The organism is Pseudomonas kielensis (assembly GCF_030505375.1).
GTDB lineage: Bacteria > Pseudomonadota > Gammaproteobacteria > Pseudomonadales > Pseudomonadaceae > Aquipseudomonas > Aquipseudomonas kielensis.
This window is the reverse complement of record NZ_CP130043.1, coordinates 55,589-73,248: the sequence shown is the minus strand read 5'-3', so window position 1 is coordinate 73,248 and position 17,660 is coordinate 55,589. Positions and strand designations below refer to the sequence as shown.

The 17,660-nt window shown below is 56.6% G+C and carries 12 protein-coding genes and 1 pseudogene; 11 read left to right on the top strand and 2 right to left on the bottom strand.

Annotated elements, in window-relative coordinates:
* The first annotated feature begins 10 nt into the window (after nucleotides 1-10).
* The 9 genes and pseudogenes from Q1W70_RS00300 (at nucleotide 11) to Q1W70_RS00260 (ending at nucleotide 12,994) form a co-directional block, all read left to right on the top strand.
* Nucleotides 11-472 (top strand): hypothetical protein, encoded by a 462-nt coding sequence (locus Q1W70_RS00300; RefSeq protein ID WP_302098467.1) that lies wholly within the window; start codon nucleotides 11-13, stop codon nucleotides 470-472.
* Nucleotides 472-2,883, top strand: coding sequence for a hypothetical protein (locus Q1W70_RS00295; protein ID WP_302098465.1), 2,412 nt, complete (start codon nucleotides 472-474; stop codon nucleotides 2,881-2,883). Before Q1W70_RS00300 ends, Q1W70_RS00295 begins: the two co-directional genes overlap by 1 nt.
* Nucleotides 2,880-4,652, top strand: a complete 1,773-nt coding sequence (locus Q1W70_RS00290; protein ID WP_302098464.1) for a hypothetical protein — start codon at nucleotides 2,880-2,882, stop codon at nucleotides 4,650-4,652. The genes Q1W70_RS00295 and Q1W70_RS00290 overlap by 4 nt, the downstream gene beginning before the upstream one ends.
* Complete coding sequence (locus Q1W70_RS00285; protein WP_302098463.1) at nucleotides 4,649-7,198, top strand: hypothetical protein; 2,550 nt, start codon at nucleotides 4,649-4,651, stop codon at nucleotides 7,196-7,198. Before Q1W70_RS00290 ends, Q1W70_RS00285 begins: the two co-directional genes overlap by 4 nt.
* A 67-nt stretch (nucleotides 7,199-7,265) precedes the next feature.
* Nucleotides 7,266-10,004 (top strand): tail fiber domain-containing protein, encoded by a 2,739-nt coding sequence (locus Q1W70_RS00280; protein WP_302098461.1) that lies wholly within the window; start codon nucleotides 7,266-7,268, stop codon nucleotides 10,002-10,004.
* A gap of 8 nt (nucleotides 10,005-10,012) precedes the next feature.
* The gene (locus Q1W70_RS00275; protein ID WP_367186770.1) at nucleotides 10,013-10,165 is read left to right on the top strand and encodes a hypothetical protein; all 153 of its coding nucleotides are present in this window, start codon (nucleotides 10,013-10,015) and stop codon (nucleotides 10,163-10,165) included.
* A gap of 57 nt (nucleotides 10,166-10,222) precedes the next feature.
* Nucleotides 10,223-10,698, top strand: a pseudogene (locus Q1W70_RS27405) (glycoside hydrolase family 24 protein).
* Between the two features lie 80 nt (nucleotides 10,699-10,778).
* On the top strand, nucleotides 10,779-10,898 hold the full coding sequence (locus tag Q1W70_RS27125; protein WP_182344194.1) for a hypothetical protein: 120 nt from the start codon (nucleotides 10,779-10,781) through the stop codon (nucleotides 10,896-10,898).
* 608 nt (nucleotides 10,899-11,506) lie between these two features.
* Nucleotides 11,507-12,994, top strand: coding sequence for a hypothetical protein (locus tag Q1W70_RS00260; protein ID WP_302098459.1), 1,488 nt, complete (start codon nucleotides 11,507-11,509; stop codon nucleotides 12,992-12,994).
* 401 nt (nucleotides 12,995-13,395) lie between these two features.
* Here Q1W70_RS00260 and Q1W70_RS00255 read toward each other — a convergent pair whose 3' ends face one another.
* Both Q1W70_RS00255 and Q1W70_RS00250 read right to left on the bottom strand, forming a co-directional pair.
* The gene (locus Q1W70_RS00255; RefSeq protein WP_182344200.1) at nucleotides 13,396-13,605 is read right to left on the bottom strand and encodes a hypothetical protein; all 210 of its coding nucleotides are present in this window, start codon (nucleotides 13,603-13,605) and stop codon (nucleotides 13,396-13,398) included.
* Nucleotides 13,606-14,461: 856 nt separating this feature from the next.
* On the bottom strand, nucleotides 14,462-15,334 hold the full coding sequence (locus Q1W70_RS00250; protein ID WP_177048080.1) for a BrxR family helix-turn-helix transcriptional regulator: 873 nt from the start codon (nucleotides 15,332-15,334) through the stop codon (nucleotides 14,462-14,464).
* A gap of 246 nt (nucleotides 15,335-15,580) precedes the next feature.
* Here Q1W70_RS00250 and Q1W70_RS00245 point away from each other — a divergent pair.
* Both Q1W70_RS00245 and Q1W70_RS00240 read left to right on the top strand, forming a co-directional pair.
* Nucleotides 15,581-17,136, top strand: a protein-coding gene (locus tag Q1W70_RS00245) for an IS3 family transposase (protein ID WP_436799864.1) whose coding sequence is annotated in 2 segments (ribosomal slippage) — nucleotides 15,581-16,037 and nucleotides 16,037-17,136 — 1,557 coding nt in all. Because the reading frame shifts where the segments join, the coding sequence is not laid out codon by codon here.
* Nucleotides 17,137-17,161: 25 nt separating this feature from the next.
* Nucleotides 17,162-17,425: a hypothetical protein gene (locus Q1W70_RS00240; RefSeq protein ID WP_302098457.1), complete on the top strand. Its 264-nt coding sequence runs from the start codon at nucleotides 17,162-17,164 to the stop codon at nucleotides 17,423-17,425.
* The last annotated feature ends 235 nt before the right edge of the window (nucleotides 17,426-17,660 follow it).

The window sequence follows — 17,660 nt, the reverse complement described above, 5'->3', positions numbered from 1 at the left end:
TATGTGCTGGATGGCGGCAATTCCGATAGGCATGGCCTTGGTCGGCGGCATGATGGGTGCGCAGAGCGCCAATCAGCAGGGGGATTTCCAGTCCGGCTTGTTGACCCAGAATGCCGCCTTCAAGAACCAGGCAGCCACTGAAACCGAAATGGCCGGCGACACGGCCGCCGATTGGCAGCGTGTTCGAACTGGCCAGGCGGTAGGCACCCAGCGCACCGCCCAGGCGGCGAATGGCATCGACGTGAACAGCGGTAGCGCGGCGCAGCTGCAGGACGACACTTCAATGCTCGGCGAGCTGGACGCCCTGACCATCCAGAACAACGCGGCGCGCGAGGCGTATGGGTACCGAGTCCAGGCTGGCCAGGACATGAAAAATGCTCGCCAGGCGCTGACCAATGCCAAGGCCGGCGCTACAGGCTCAATTCTCGGTGGCTTCGGTAACGCCTTCGGGTCATTCGCGGGGGCACGGTAATGCCAAGGGTTCCGAGCTACGACACCGCCCAGGTCCAGCAGCAGCCGACCGGGCCGATCCGGCTTCAGGCCTTGGCGCCTGACACCGATTCCATTGCCCAGGGCATTGGGAGCTTCCAGCGTGGTGCTGAGATCCTAGCGGCCAAAGAGCGGGAGAGGGCCGACACCGCGCTGCTGATGGACGCTGATAACCAGCTGACCCAGTGGCAGCAGAAGGCGATGTATGACGAGCAGGGCGGCGTGCTCAACCGCAAAGGCAAGAACGCGCTCGATGTCACCAACCAGACACTGGGGCAGTTCGATCAGACGCAGGCCGAAATCGCTAAGAGCCTGACCAACGACCGGCAGCGCGCACGGTACGCCGAGATTGTCAGCCGCCGGCGAAACAGCCTGTCCAATGACCTGAACCGTTATGAGTATGGCGAGCGCCAGAACTATTACGGCGAGGTTGAAAAGGCCCAGCTCGAAACATCGATGCAGGGCGCGGCGCTGGATTACCAGGACCCGGCCAAGGTTCAGGGCTACCGGCAGAAGATCGACGCGGTGCTGGCCAGCAGGGCAGAGCGCCTGGGCCTGTCGCCTGAGGCTGCCGATGCTGAACGCTTGTCGACGAACAGCGGCATGTCCACGGCCGTTATTCAGCGGATGCTGGTGGACTCCCCGCAGAAGGCCAAGAGCTATTTCGATTCGTTTAAGGGGACGATGACTGCAGAAGACCAGATCCGGGCGAGCAATGGCATTGACCAGGGCTTTCGCCGGCTTGAGGCCGAGGCCCGTCAGCGCCAGGTTGAAGCCCGACAGATCCAGGCAATCAACCGGATGGAGCTCAGCAGCCGGGTTCAGGATGCGAGCGCTGCCTATTCGCAGGGCCTGGAGTATGACAATCCGCCGAGCCTGGCCGACTTCAGGGCGGCATACGGCGACAAGGCCGACGATCAGTACAAGTCGTTCGCGAAGGTCCAGGCCATTGCTCCGGCCATCCGGGAGTTCGCCACCGCCGACCCGCAGGAGCGGCAAGCCATCCTCAACAAATTCAATCCAGTCAGGAAAGAGACCGGGGCTTTCTTCGGTGCCCAGGCCGCTGGCATGCTTGAGCAAGGAAACATTGACCTGAACGCGCGACCTACCGTCAAAAACTCCGACGGTTCAATCAGCACCGTGCGTTCGATATCGGCGAATTTCGACGGGCTGGAGGTGTTGATTCCAACTGTCAGTGATGACGGAAAAATTCTCAGTGACGAGGATGCAATCAAGGCCTATCAGAAGACCGGCAAGCACCTGGGGAAATTCGATAACCCTGAAGATGCCACTGCTTACGCTGAGTCCCTGCACGATCAACAGGCACGGCAGTACGGCGCCGGTGGAACGCCGACAGTTGGCGAGGGGTTCAAGGAGGACAACCAGCTCTATCAGCACCTGACCAGCGTTGGTGTGAGCCTGATGAAACAGCAGCAGGATGACCCGGCTGCGTACACGGTCAAGTACAGCCCTGTTGTGCAGAAGGCCTTTGCGGTTGCGCAGGAAGAAGGCACCCCCGAGGCCTATCGCGCGTATGCCAACGCCACCGTTGCCGAGCAGCAGCGCCTTGGCGTGGCCCAGCCGAAGCTGTTACCTGATGCAGCTGCTGACCAGCTTGCGGCGAACTTTAATCTGAAGGTTGGTGGCGGTGAAAACGCGGCAACGATGATCGAAGAGCAGCAGGCCCTGTGGGGTAAAGACTTCCCGGCAGTACTGCAGCAGGTTGGCAACAAGCTGCCGGCAGAAGCCCAGGTAATCGCCACGGGCCTGCCGAAGGATCTGGCCGAGCGCATGGCCAGTGTGGCCAATCTCAAAGACGCTGACCTTAATTCAGCCCTTAAAAAAGGCGACGCGGATTTGGTTAGCAGTGCAGTCGCCACGGAATTGGCGTCCTTTGCCGCCTCGCTTAGTGGTCAGTCTGGTGGAATCCAAACCTACACGACCATGTTTGACGCAGCCGTTAAAACAGCGAAGTCATACGTCCTGCAAGGCATGGATACAACCAAAGCAGCAAAGCGCGTTGCAGATGGAATGGTTAACGACAAATACGATTTCTTCAAAACGTACCGCGTTCCGAAGAGCCTGGACACGAATGCTGTTAGCCGCGGTGCCGAAGTTGCACTGCGTGGAATCAAGCCTGATGAGTTGATGCCGCTGCCTGGTTTGGCCGGAGTAACCGACGAGCAGAACGCCGCGCAGCTACACGACGCCTTGCTGGGCGCAGGGCAGTGGGTACCAACAAACGATGAAAGCGGCTTGGCGCTTACCTTGAACGGGTACCGCGTGCGCGGCAAGGACGGCCAGCCAATCGTGAAGTCTTGGGAAGAGCTGCAGCAACAGGGTCTCACTACACCGCCACGGACCAGGGCGCCAGCTATGGGGATTTACAATTGACCATCTTCGCAGGTGACGCGCCGGCGCTTGATCGGCGCTCGATGCTGGATATCCCGGCAGATGCTGGCGAAGTGTTCGAAGCCTCATTCGACAGCGCATATGCCACCAACCCAACGTCTTCTATAACCCGTTTGCAGGCGCTGGAAGATGAAGAGGTGGGCCGGCCGCAGGTTGGCGCCGGCCTCGGGCGCTTGCCGTCGCAACGCTTGGCACCTGATACGCCCATGCTCGATGCCCAGGTGGCGCGTGATCGCTTGTCGGGTATGGGGCTCGAAATCAAGATCCCAGATCAGGGCATCCGTGAGGGTGCGCTTGACGTGCTCATCAATCGTCACCGGGAGCAGGCTGCCCGCCAGCAGATCCTGGCCCGCGCTGGTGGCGGATCAATGGGCACGCAACTGGCTGCGGGATTGGCGGCTTCCTTGATCGATCCGCTAAACATTGCGTCGGCATTCGTGCCCGTGGTGGGGGAGGCGCGATATGCGGCGATGCTTGAGCGTGCCGCAACGCCCCTGGGCCGTGCTGGCGTTCGTGCCGGTGTCGGCGCGGTTGAGGGTACTGTGGGAGCGGCGATCATCGAACCGCTGCCATTGCTTGCTGCTGGCCTCGATCAAACCGAATACGGCCTTTCCGACTCCCTTGCCAACATTGCATTGGGCGGGGTTCTCGGCGGTGGCCTGCACACCGTTGGCGGCGCCGTGTCGGATGCCCTTCGCCGGCGGATATCCACTGAGACGCCGGTAGTCGATACGGTCCTGAATGCTGCCGATCGACAGGCCCCATCGGCTGCTCCCACTCAATCGCTGCGGGCTGCTGACTTCGAAAGGGTGTTCGACCAGGATCCGGAAACTGCTCTGCGTACCGCACTGGCTCGCCAGCTCGATGAAGACAGCGGCACGCTTTACCGCAATGCCCAGCGGCAGGCTATTGATGAAATACGCCCAACGCTGACCGGTGAGCGCGTGGGCAATGTCGCGGACCTGTACACCGAGCGCCTGGCACTCACCCAGCAGGCGATGAACCTGGATGGCACGTTCAAGGACTTGGCCAAGCAGTTCCAGGGCCAGCGAATGAGCCGCAAGCAGGCCGAGCGCGCAGCCCGTGAAACCATTGCAGGTCAGCGGGAGCAGATCGGCGCCCGCCAGGCGGAAATCAACACCGTGCTCGAGCGTAACCGTGCGGGCGAGTTCGACCGCCGTGACCTGGGGCTGATTGAGCGGGGCGAAGTCCCGGAGCGCCTGCGCCCGCAGATCGAGGCCCGGGCCAAACAGATCATGCAGGGCTACCAGCAACGTCCGCTCGGCGCCGCCGTGCGCACTGCCAGGGAAACTGCCGAGTCTGCCGACTGGACCGTGCGTGACAGCGCCCTGCGTACCGCCGTAGCCCAGGCAGTCAGCGGCCGGGATATCGACGTCAATGCACTGTTCGACCTGGAAGCACCAGGCAAGTCAGCCTCTGCGTTGGAACACGTGAAGCGCCCGCTCACCCGCCGCGTGGATCCGCAGGGCCAGGCCGAAAGCCTGCGCATCGATAGCGAAGGCAAAACCACCCCGGCTCAAGACGAACTGGACGCTACCCGCCAGGCGTTCGAAGAGGACGAAGCGCTGGTCAAGGAAATGCTCGACCAGTTGCCGGAACAGGATCGGCTGGCGGTGTTGGCTGCCGGCCGGGAAGAGGCTGATGCCGCAATGGCGCAAGCCGAACGCGCAGAACAGTACTCACAGGCATACCGCGCTGCCGCCGTATGCGACATAAGGAATGGGCAATGACTCCTTGCATAGACGCTGTACGGGCCGCCGCTGGTGACCTTGAAGATCAGGAAATATCGGAGATTTTCGAACTGCTGCGCGGACGCGCAAAAGAGATCATGGCCAGGGAGGGCGCTTTGGGCATGGAGCAGGCGACGTTGCGGGCTGCTGATGAGCTGGGCAATCAGGCGCAGCAGGCGGCATTGATCGAGCGCCGTAACGCACTGATCAACCTGCGTCGTCGAGGGGAGGTTGTTGCTTTTGTGCGCGGCAATTTCGCCGACCGGCCAGACCTAGGTATTGAATCACTGTTGGTCGGTACCAACCTGGCGCGCCAGGGTTCGCGCTTATCAGTGGCCGCCGAACAGAAGTCGTTAGGAGACGCCTACATCGGTGGTCTGATCCACGACCTGGAGCGCAAAGACCTGACCGCCGTGCTGGCCAACGGCGGCTCGGATGTGGATATCGCCGATGCTCTGTGGAAGATCGGCAACGACCTGGACACCTCGAAGCTCAACGACCAGGTGGTAGAGATTGCCCGGGTCATCCAGAAGTACCAGGAAGCCGCCCGCATCGATGCGAACCGAGCCGGCGCCAACATCGGCAAGCTGCCTGGCTACATCGCCCGCCAGAGCCATGACAGCGAGATAATTGGTTCAGCCGGGTTTGATAAGTGGGTCGCCGACATCCTGCCACGCCTTGATCCCAAGACGTTCGACGGTGTCGCCGACGAAACCAGCTTTCTCAAGGGGGTCTACGACGGGCTCGCCAGTGGTGACCACCTCAAATCAAGTGACGGCGCCAAGCCCAATGGCTTCCGTGGGCCGGCCAACATCGCGAAGAAGATGAGCCAGGAGCGAGTCCTGCACTTCAAGGATGGCGTGGCCTGGCACGAATACAACCAGACTTACGGCACCGGCAACCTGCGCGAAGCTGTCTTGCGCGGGCTCGACCTGTCTGGCCAGAACACCGCGCTGATGCGCCGCCTTGGCACCAACCCAGAAGCCAACTTGAACATGGCGATGGACATCATTGCGGAGGACGTCCGCAAATCCGGTGACCCTGCAGCGCTGGCCAACTTCAACACCGCGCGTGATGGCAAGCTGAAGAATAGATTTGCGGAGATCAGCGGACAGACCCGTATCCCGGGCAATGCTACCCAGGCACGCGTCGCCGCTAACGTTCGTGCGTGGCAATCCTTGTCGAAGCTGGGCGGGGCGCTGCTTTCCAGCTTCACGGACCTACCGGTGGCCGCTAGTGAAATGAAGTACCAGGGCAAAACGTTCCTCGGCTCATTGGCCGAAATGACCGCGGGCCTGGCGAAGGGGCGTGGCAGTCTGGAGCAGCGCGAAATCTTGTCGAGCTTCGGTGTTTATGCCGACTCGATGCGCGGTGAAATCATGCGTCGCTTCTCCGCCGATGACTCGGTGGGTGGCAAGATGAGCAGGGGTATGTCGCTGTTCTTCAAGTTGAATGGCCTGTCCTGGTGGACTGACGCCAACAAGGCAAGCGCCGGCCTGATGATGTCCCACAACCTGGCGCAGAACAAAGGAAGGGCCTGGGCCAACATGGACCCGGAGTTGCGCCGCACGCTGAAGCTGTACGACCTGGACGCCGGAAAGTGGGATCTGTTGCGCAGCATGGACACTCGCATGGCTGACGGCCGGGACTATCTAACCGCCGACGGTATCGGGGATATCCCGTCTGAGCGTATCGGGGCTTACCTGGCTGAGCAGGGCCGCAAGGTCTCTGACTCAGCCATACGCGAAACCCGCGAGGGCCTAGACCGCAGCCTGCGCGCCTACGTCAATGACCGGGTCAGCTATGCGGTGCTGGAGCCGGACGCTCGAACCCGATCGATCCTGAACCAGGGCACCCGCCCGGGCACGCCGATGGGCGATCTCAACCGCTTCCTGACCCAGTTCAAGAGCTTTCCGGCTGCATATATGCAGAAGACCCTTGGCCGGGAGCTGTACGGCCGTGGGTATGCGCCGACTCCGCTGGGCGAAGGGTATCGCGGCAGCAAGGATCTGATCGCCGCCCTGCGCAACGGGAATGGGGAAAGGTTGGGGCTCGCCCAGCTCCTATTGTGGACCACCGCCTTTGGGTATCTGTCGATGGCATCCAAGGACCTGGTTAAAGGCCGCGAGCCTCGGCCGGCAGATGACCCCAAGACCTGGATAGCGGCGATGGTCCAAGGTGGTGGCTTCGGGATCTTTGGCGATTTCATGTTCGGTGAGGTGAGCCGCTTCGGCAACAAGCCTCTTGAAACTGCTGTAGGCCCAACGCTGGGCACCGCCGCGAGCGCCATCGACCTCTGGAGCAGGGTTCGCTCTGGCGATGACGCAGCGTCTTCGGCAATCCGCCTGGCACAGAACAACACGCCATTCCTGAACCTGTTCTACACCCGCATTGCCATGGACCACCTGTTTCTCTACTCCGTCCAGGAAGCCTTGAACCCCGGATCGCTGCGCCGAACAGAGCAGCGCATCCAGAAAGAGAACGGCCAGCAGTTCCTGATTCGGCCATCGCAGAGCTACTCCGACCCGCTGGGTATAGCCCGCTAACCCAACGCCCCAACCGAAGCCCGCCCAGTGCGGGCTTTTTTTCGTCCATAGAAAAGGAGTCACGACAGTGACCGTCAACACAATCGAAAGCTCTGCGGACTTTGATACGAACGGGGCCACCGTCAATTTCCCGTTCTTCTTTAAATTTCTGGCGAACGACGATCTGCTCGTTACCTACATCAATTCGCTTGGTGTCAGCACGGTCCTGACGCTTGGTACCCACTACTCGGTCAGCGGCGCCGGTACCGAGGAAGGCGGCAGCATCACCACGACCTCAATCCTGGCGCCGGGCAAGCTCAATGTGTCGCGCGATATGGACGCCTACCAGCAAACGTCCCTGCGCAACCAGGGCAAGTTCCTGGCCGAGACGCATGAGGATGTGTTTGACCGGCTGACGATGCTCATTCAGCAGAGCTTTTCGTGGTTGCGCCGGGCTTTGGTGCGGCCTGTCGGGAAGAACTACTACGACGCCGAAGGCAGGTTGATCAAAAACCTTGGGGATGGTGCAGCGGACCAGGACGCAGTCAACGTTCGGACCATGCGCAGCTATGTAGATGCTGCGGTGTCGGGCGTTGTGGGTGGTTTTGGCTGGTTTCTCCAGTCCGGCGTGGGCGCCGTCTACCGCACGTTCCAGGACAAAATGCGCGACACCGTTAGCCCCAAGGACTTTGGTACAAAAGGTGATTTCTATACCGACGATACGGACGCCCTTGAAAGAGCTGATAACCATTGTTTCGCGACTGGGAAAGCCTTGGATCTTGGGAGTGGAAATTACCGCCTCACCCGATTTTTCAAACGTAAATCCAGGTGGATGGGGGATTTCGCCCCAACGTTAGGAACCTTCCCTGTTTTAGGCGATGACAAGATCTACATGCGGCCAGGGTACAAGCACTTGATGCCGGGCTGTTCGATTTGGATGGACGGTCCATACATAGAGGTGCAGACAACAGTGCGCCCTGATCGATTCGCTTCATTCACTTGCGCCCTCATGGATGATCCAGCCTGCGGTACACCACACATCAAAGGGGTAGCATTCATTCAGAACATGGATGTTTTCGATGCTGCTGGGAATTTAACTAGCGTAGCTGCCGATAACAGATCCCCAGTTGATGTTCTGTATTACGCAACAACGGGATGGACGAATCACGAAGACCACGTGGTGTTCGGCTACCCGGCAAAGGCCGGCACATTTGTTCACGGTGCCGACATCGACTACATCACCTTCGATGAGAACTGCACCACATCCGGCGACATCGGTTTGGCCATCTGCGGCAACGGGGTGAATGGTCTATCGGGTACCAGGCATTACGGAGAAAAATACGCGAACGATCACCATAGTCGGTCAAACGTTGATAATCAGTGGGGTACTTGCGCGCTGTACATCGACGGCTATATTCCTTCTGCGTCTGCGCCACAGAACTCAATCGGTGGCCACTACATGGGTGGGTCAATTCGCACCTACTGCAACAACCCATTCATCCTTGATCACGCCAACACCGTCGTTTTCGATAAGGCCGTTTTCGAATGGCCCAATCGTGTTGGGTCGGTCGGGGCGACCAAGGCGCTTCCGGTGGGCTCAGCGAACACGTTTGGTGTGGTGTTTGATGATTGCCGGCATTTGAACCCGGTGGGTATTGATGGCATCTACCAGTTCGCCAACAACATTGGCGGCGTGTTCATCCACTCCGACCCGAGGCACGGGAACTTGGGCCTTGCCTATGGTGGTGTTGGTGCTTTCCTCCGTGCAAACGGTGGTAACCCAGCCCTGCAGCTAACTGCTGATATCAACGGCGCGACCAAGGACTGGGCCTTGCTGGCGAATCAGTCCAGCGGTAAGCGCCTGGAGGCTCGTTTCGACAACGCCCAGGCAATGACACTCACGTCGGCGGGGACACTCACTGCCAACCGACTTGTTGCGGTTGTGACCGGCAGCAGCTCGGCGGCAGATCCGTCTGTTCGCCTGTCCGGTTCTGACCCAACCACCGGTTTCTACCGAACTGCAGCTGACACCATCGCGATTGCCATCGCAGGGGTGAAGGCGTGGGACATTCAGACAGACATGTTCCTGCGTCCAGGTATGGACAATACCAACCAGGTGGGATCGGGTTCTTTCCGCATCAAGGAGTTCTTCGGCGCTAACAACGTCATCAACACCTCCGATGGCAACTTAAAAACCAAACGTGTTCTGGAGGGAGGCATGAGGGAGTTAGGCAGTAACTTCACTGAGGTGGAGCTTGCTGCATGGGGGAGTGTCCGGCACACAGTTTTCAAATGGAACGACTCCATCCAAGACAAGGGCATGGATAAGGCGCGCTTGAACGTCGGCTTTATTGCTCAAGAGGTTCAGGGCGCGTTCGCCGTCCATGGCCTGGACGCCTCGAAGTACGCCCTCTGGTGCGAAGATCCTGTTCGCAAGTCGGTAACGAAACTTCGCTCTGCGACTCGCCAGAAAATTGAACTGGTACCGCATGAAACTCGATCGGTGGAACTTGTCGAGGGTATCCCCGTAATGGTGGTGCGCCAGCAGATGGTCGAGGTTCCGGCAGTGGATATGGTGCAGATCATTGATGAGCAGGGGGCTGTGGTGCTGGATGCTTCCGGTACCCCTGAACTTTACCCGGTGCCGGTTATGGAGGAATTTGAAGAGGAGTATGAGGATTTTGAGCAGTCTGGATCTAGGCTTGGACTGCGGTATGAGCAATGTCTGATTTTTGAGACAGCATTTCTTCGAGCGATGCTTGCCAAGCAAGAGCATCGCATTGCTGCACTTGAGGCAATGTCCAGCATTAATCGAAGCACACTTTAGGTGAAACTATGTCAATCACAGAGCAGCAACTGCTGTATATCCTCCCCAATGCCCGCTCAGTCGCGGGCATTTTTTTGCCTGCACCTAACCGTGCGATGGCTCGCTTCAAGATCAACAGTTGCCTGCGTACTGCGGAGTTCATTGCCCGCGTTCCGGCCTGAGCCGCCCCACAACACCAATACCAGCCTTCAGCGGGTTTTGTATTGCCTGGAGAAACCATGGCTCGAATTTCTGGTTCTCTGGCGGGCAGCAAGAATGCGCTCGCATTCCTCGACATGCTTGCCTGGTCTGAGGGCACGTCGACCAGCAAGCACACCCGAGACGACGGCTATGACGTGGTGGTGGGCGGCATCGACAGCCCGAACACATTCAAGAGCTACAGCACCCATCCTGGCGTGCTGGTGACCGTGAACAATAAAGGCTTGAGGTCCACGGCCGCTACCAGCAACTCCAGCACTACCGCGACCTGCTAAATCTGCCGGACTTCGGACCTATCAGCCAGGACAAGCTGGCCTTGCGCCTTGTGAAGGAGCGGGGCGCCTTGGCAGACGTGCACGCCGGGCGAATCCAGGCCGCGATCACGAAGGGGCGGAAAATCTGGGCCAGTCTGCCACGCGCCGGATACGGGCAGTATGAGCGCAAGTTGGACGATCTACTGGCGCACTATATCGCGGCCGGAGGGAGGCTGGCTTGAGCGGTTGACCCAGGCGCGCAAGGGCCTTGCTGCTGGCGGTAGCGTCGTATTGGGGAGCGTACCAGCACGGCCAGGCGACGATGGATGCCGAGTGGCAGGGCAGGTGGGCTGCGCGCGATGTCAGCGACAAGCAGGCCTGGGCCATAGCTGAACAGCGGGCCCAGAAAAGAAGAGCTTTGCCGGCAGGAGGTGGTAGATAAGGAAGAGAGCAATGCGAGGGAACAGCTCGAACTGGCCAATGGTCGCGCCGCTGCTGGTGGGCTGCGTGGGGAAATCAACCGGCTGCGCGCAGGTCATTCAGCTATCTACGATGCCATCGCTAACCAACAGCGCCAGGCAGGAGAGTCCGCCGTCATAGTGCTCGGGAGACTGATTTAGGAAGTTGACCGAATGGCGTGTAGCCTCGCAGAAGTGTTTGAGCGAAGTCGAATAGCAGGCCAGGCGTGCCTATCAGCCTATCAGAGTGGTGAAGTCCTTCCTCACTCCACGAAAGGAATGGAGGAGGCGGGTCACATGAGGCGAATTTGTCTTTTTCGTGTTTCGACCGGAAAGTCAACAGCTTACCGATTCAAGCAAGCCTTCATTACGTGTTAAGGTAGGCGAAAACTGAGAACCAAGATCAGTCATCACAAAATTGCCAATACACCGAACATCTCGTAGTAAATTGGTCATTTTTTGTGCTTCCTAGATTAAGCAAAATACTCAGCTTTAATCGAAGTGCGCATTGAATTTCTACTAAGGCTAAAAGCTTGCCGCAGTAGTTGACTTTATCATGGATGTGGTTTGTGCCAAATTTAGAGAGCAGGTTATGAGTAAAACGTTAGACATCGCAAAGCTAGTTGCAGATCACGAACAGATTGTTCTAGGGAAGAAAGTTCTGTTTGTTCCAGCTGAGGCAGGCCTCAGGTCTGAAAGACTGCTTGTTGTGATGAGCGCTCACAACCAAGGTGGGAAATATATGGCTCTTCGTTCTTTTTTGGAAGATCAAAAGTGCGATTTGCTTTTTATTTCAGACCCCAAGAACTCTTGGTATTTGGATGACGATTTAGGCTCTTCATTTGGAAGTGTTTTGAATGTATTTGTGAAGAATTATGATCCGAAGTCAATATTTCTTTTCGGTTCTTCGATGTCTGGTTATGGTGCGATATTTCACGCGTTCAAACTAAATGCTAACGCTATTGCCTCCAATCCACAGATAAATTTAGATGTGACAAAAGATTATGCTTGGCCTGAGCTTATTGAACACATCAATGATATCGGCGGAAATCACGTAAATTTAGATGAGATCTCAGATGCGGAATGGGGTGACTCGGCTGTATATCTAATTCATGGTCATGATGAGATTGATACAATAAATGTTGAGCTATTGACAAGGTCGTCCCCTCCAAATAAGAAGCTGATAGTTCAGACTCTGGATGTGGACTCTCATGTAATGTTTTTTGGTAAAGAAGTTGGATATGTTTATGCCGTTATGGATCTGCTGGCCTCATTCAGGAAAGAGCTTGACCTAAAGAAGCTCCTTTTGGATCTGGTCCCGGAAGACAAAACTAATAAGCGCCAGCTCCGAGCAGAGCGCAAGCTTTCTAAGATTCATGATCCATACAGGGCGATTGATCACTCCGGGAATGCCATATCATGGCAGAATCGTTACCTTTATCAGCAGGCTGGTAAAGAAGTATTCTTCTCGAATATTGGATTTTACACGGAAGGAAAATTAACTGGCGGCACCTGCTTTTTTGACGGTGAGCGCTGGAGACTTTGCACTCCGATTCCAACTATCGGTGATGATTTAATATCTGTCAATCATCTAAAGACCACTGGGGATCTCAGCGCTAAACAAAACAATCAGAATATAAATGAATTCTGGTGGGTCAGGAATGAAGCGGAGTCAGATCTGATTGTAAATGGCAGCCTTGAGTGCCTTGAAATAGATCTCTCGACTGCGAACACCAAAAATATCTATCTCAGCTCAGCATTGAAAGTAAGTAAAAAGCAATATGAGTCACTTTTGGGTAAGTATCTGACATTATCCGCTGATGTTTATACAAGTGATGGGAAGATTTACTTGACACTTGGCGGGTATGGCGATTCCGGATATCATCATCGTAACTCTCCTACCAATACTGTTGGCTCATGGGAGAAAATATTCGTTACACAGCAGTTTTTATCTATAAATACTAATCATAAAGATTCAGTTTTCGTGAGGGTCAATCTGGCGGCGGACGGAAAACCAAAGAAGGTAATTATAAAAAATATCAGGCTTCATGCCGGTTATTTTCCGATGGGTACTCCTTAACTGTTCATCACTAGAAAGCACCATCGCCTGAATGGGCGCGCGACTCGAGCAGTCTTCGTCGAATAGCGCGGGTATTGGGGGATTGGCAAGAGCTTAAGCGAGCCATTGATGCCGCAGGCGAGGAGCCCAATACGTCGGCGCCACTAAGTTCAATAGTCATTGATGGCTACTGAATCGCTGATGGAAGCTGTGCAGGAGTGCCAGCGGCGAGCGCTTGGCAGTGATGGTAAGGCCCTCACCCAATCGGCTGGATCATCTCCGACCTTTAATTGTGTACATTACTGATAGATGCATTCACTTGGTATCACTCAAGGACACCCTAAGGCTTGCCCAGGCTGAGCGCCGTTTGCTCCGCCTGTTCCTTGGGTGTGGTCGGGTCCAGCTGTTGAACGACTGGATACTCACTCCGGTGCCATCAGCACCGCCAGCGTCAACTTGATGAACTCCTCGTTGCGGTCGATCGTGTCCAGGGCGCCGCGGATGTTGTCGGCGACGTCTGCCGATCCCCGAGCCTCCACCCAGTTGGAGAGCTCCATGATGGCGGCTTCCAGGGCGAGCTGGTTTTCGTTGATCTTGAGCAGCAGGGAAGGGAGCAGGTCAGTGTTAGGCATCGCGAATCCTCCGTGGAGTTTTCAGCGTAGCAGGGGGATTGGGACTGGTGTTCGTTCGGCAGGACGCCGTGGGGTAGGGGCTTTCTTGTCGAAAGCCTGTAGGGACTTTTGCGGGGAAACGTGAAACCAAGCTGAACACCGTAGAGCGTCGATTGCAGTGGGCGCTTACGTAAAGGACTGTTATTTAAAGCATTTCAGCGCCCCAGCAAGCATGGGGTGCTAGGGGTCGAGTGTTCGAATCACTCCGTCCCGACCATATTTTTCAATGAGTTAGCCCAATCTTTGCAGGTTGGGCTTTTTCATGCCCGATAAAATACCCCCACATTTACCCCCACAGAATTTTCGACCATTTGTCGTGATGCTGCCTCGTTGTAAGCGCGCGAGATATTTGGTGCTGGCAAGAATGCTTCTGACTAGCGAGTTTTGCAGGGTCTTTGGTGTTAAGAATTCCCCTCGCACCTTTCTGTAAACTAGCCGTTTTCGGTCAGTCAGCGTCTGCAAACGCTCGATTTTCGTCACTCTCTGACAGGATCTATTAGGCAACTACCACCCTGAAACTCATCGATCTTCGTTGTGTAAGCTCGACTGAACATATCTCTGCGCCCCCCCCCAATCCGGATGCGAATAGGTCGGTTCTGTGCCGCAGGTAATCGCCAGTCTTCAGAACAACGTATCTGGTACTCGCCATCATCGTATATGTACTGCTCGGGGGAACTCTGGGGGGGCAAATAGCGCTGCTTGGCAGCCACAAACGTATGCAGTTGGCAGTTGTTTCAGCCTATGGTCGCCAGGAGAATCGAAGCAGCTTACGCCGCCGCACCCACCGCTCACCCGTATATGTCGTCGTCTCCTGTCCTCAGTGATACAGCCAGGACTGTAGCGCGTCGAGATTTGTTACCACGATTTGCTGTGCGCTGGCCTTGGATTCCACTTTGTTCGCGTCAATTTGAAAACGCTGCAATACGTACTGCACCAGAGCTCCGCGGCTAGGGAGGATGAGTTGGCCGTTTTGCATGCCGTAGTCGATCTCAATGATGTTCTTTTGTTCGGGTGTCAGGCGTTGGTCAGGTTCGATGATTACATCAACCAGGGTGTTCCAAGCTGTATCTGCCTCGCGGCTAAATGCCGAGGTGTCCAATACTTCCGGTTCACCCCGCAAGCGACTAAGAACGAAGTCGCGGTATGCTCCATTCTTCTCGCAGTAAGCGCGTGCATGCCAGCGCATGCCGGTGTAGATGAGCGTGTGCGGAGCAATCAGTCGGATTTCTGAAATCGGCGTGGTAAATGATACGTACTCGGTTTCCAGTCGGAGGCCTTCACGGCAGGCCTTAAGTAGCGGTCGCAGCACCTCTGGGCGGATCGAGCGGTCCGGTACATGCAGTACTTCAGTATGGGCATAGGCCAGAGCTAGGCCGTCGATGTGCGGCGCGCGTTCGTGATTCTGGTTGAGCAGATGTAGATAGGCGCTGGCACTGTCATCGATGAACAGTGGCTTGAAAGTTTTGCTCGGCACATAGCCCTTCAGCGATTTGCTATATGTAAGGTTTTTAGGCGCATGTTCATTGATGTAGCCGTTAATATCCTTCGATGCCTGCTGCCGACTGATGCCAAAGCTCTGCATCAGGTGCCCTGTGGTCAGGCGGCCCTCCCACCAGACAATGGTCTCGATCAGGCGATAGCGTAAGGCTAGATCCCAGCGTACTTGCTCAACCGACTGCTTGCGTTTCATGACGTCTCCATCTGTGCAGAAACTTTACCTGTATATGCCTACATCATAGACCTGTCGTCAAAGGTTACATACCCTGCGATTGCGGTTCAAGATTGGTCGCGAGTGTCGGGGGAAAGAGATGGAATGTATGGAGTTGGTGTGGGCAATTTTGGGAGGCTCAAGCTTGGTCATCCCCCGGTGTCAGGATAGTTGTCGCCTCGCCAGACTTACCTGAAACCAGACCCCGGGGGCGGAAAGAGAGCCGTTGTGCCGTACTATTCCTCTGAGCGCAAAGCCGAACTGCTCAAGATGCTGGGCCCTCCACTCAACCTGACGATGGCCGAAGTCGCCAGGCGCGAGGGCGTTACTGAAATGTCGCTGTATACCTGGCGCAAACGAGCCAGTGCCGAAGGATGTGTGGTGGTGACCGATCCCAAACACCCGACCGAGAGTTGGTCGGCAGAAATGAAATTCGCGGCTGTCGCCGAATGTGCCAGCTTGTCCGAGATTGAACTGGGTGAATACTGCCGTCGCAAAGGCTTGTATCCCGAGCAGATTGCTGCCTGGCGGCAAGCCTTCCTGAGTGGGATGGCCCCTCAAAAAGCGCAGCCCAAGGTTGATCGGGAGCAGGCCCGTCAGGATCAGAAACGTATTAAACAGCTTGAGCGCGAACTGCGCCGTAAGGATAAGGCGCTGGCTGAAACAGCCGCGTTACTGGTGCTGCGAAAAAAGCTCAACGACTACTGGGGAGTAGACGACGAGGACAATTGACCGCTCTGCCGGAACGGCAACTGCTGGTGGCGTGGCTGACAGAGGCGATCAATACCGGCGCTCGAAAATCGATGGCGTGCCAAGAAGTTGGATTGACGCTCAGAACGTTGCAGCGTTGGACTCAAACGGAAGAGGTGGTGGCGGATGCGCGTACTACTACAGTTCGCACAACCCCGCCCAATGCGCTGAATGAGCATGAGCGAATAGCGATTCTCAACCTGTGCAACAGCGCTGAGTATGCTCACTTGCCACCCAGCCAGATCGTGCCGAGGCTGGCCGATAAGCAGATCTACGTAGGCTCGGAGTCAACGTTCTATCGTGTGCTTCGAGCTGCCGGGCAGAGGCAACACCGAGGACGCGCTCAGCGCCCTGGACGTAATGCCGAGCCAACCACGCATGCGGCTCATGCACCAAATCGTGTGTGGTCGTGGGACATCACGTACTTGCCGTCTTCGGTGCGTGGAAAGTACTACTACCTGTACCTGATCGAGGATATTTACAGCCGCAAGAGCGTCGGCTGGGAGGTGCATGAGGATGAGGACGGCGCCAAGGCCGCAGTGTTGCTGCAAAGGAGCGTGATCAGCGAACAATGCCTGAGAGAGCCTCTGGTACTACACTCGGACAACGGCGCGCCGATGAAGTCGACCACGTTGCTGAGCAAGATGTATGAGTTAGGCATTACGCCATCAAGGGGCAGACCGCGTGTCAGCAATGACAATCCGTATTCGGAGGCTCTTTTCAGAACGCTGAAGTACTGTCCGCAATGGCCGACCAAGGGTTTCGAGACCTTGGATGCTGCAAGATGCTGGGTGCGTGATTTTATCCGCTGGTACAACCACGAACACCGACATAGCGGGATCCGCTTCGTCACACCGGCAGAGCGTCATCGTGGTCAGGATAGGCAAATCCTTGCCCTGCGCCATGAGCTGTATGAACAAGCTCGAAGCAGGAATCCAGAGCGATGGTCAGGACGCACTCGTAACTGGGAGCCAATTGGTACGGTGCTGTTGAACCCTGATCGGGATCAACAGCACGCGAAGCAAGCCGCATAGCTGGATGGTTGACGCGACAACTACCTTGAAAAACGCCGTCATCATCACGTTGATGATTGCGTTATTGATTCAAGCGTTGCACCTAAGTGCTATACAGGGGACTCACGCGCAACTGGCCGACGCCCTGACTCACCAACAGGCAGTCAACAAGAAACTGGCGCAAGAAAATCGGAAGGTGTACTCGGCACTACGAGCGGAGCGTGCGCATGTCGAGCAGTTGCAGCGCAAAGTGGTGTTGATCCAAGGCTTGCTCACCGATTACCTGGCTGGCGTGGCAGTGAGTTTTTGAGTGGTGCGAGAAGGCCGCGATGCAATCAATACAGAATTTAAACCAAGGCAAAGGAATTGCCTTGCGGCTCTGAGGCTTTATTTTGACTTCGCTAGTCCTGCCGGCATAAGTCAGCATTCATACTGAGAAAAGTGACCTGAACAACGATGGTCAGTGGGACTACAATGAGATGGCGCCTGAATGCGATCTGGGTAACGATAGCCAATGCGGGCCAGAACAAAAGCGGCACAGATCG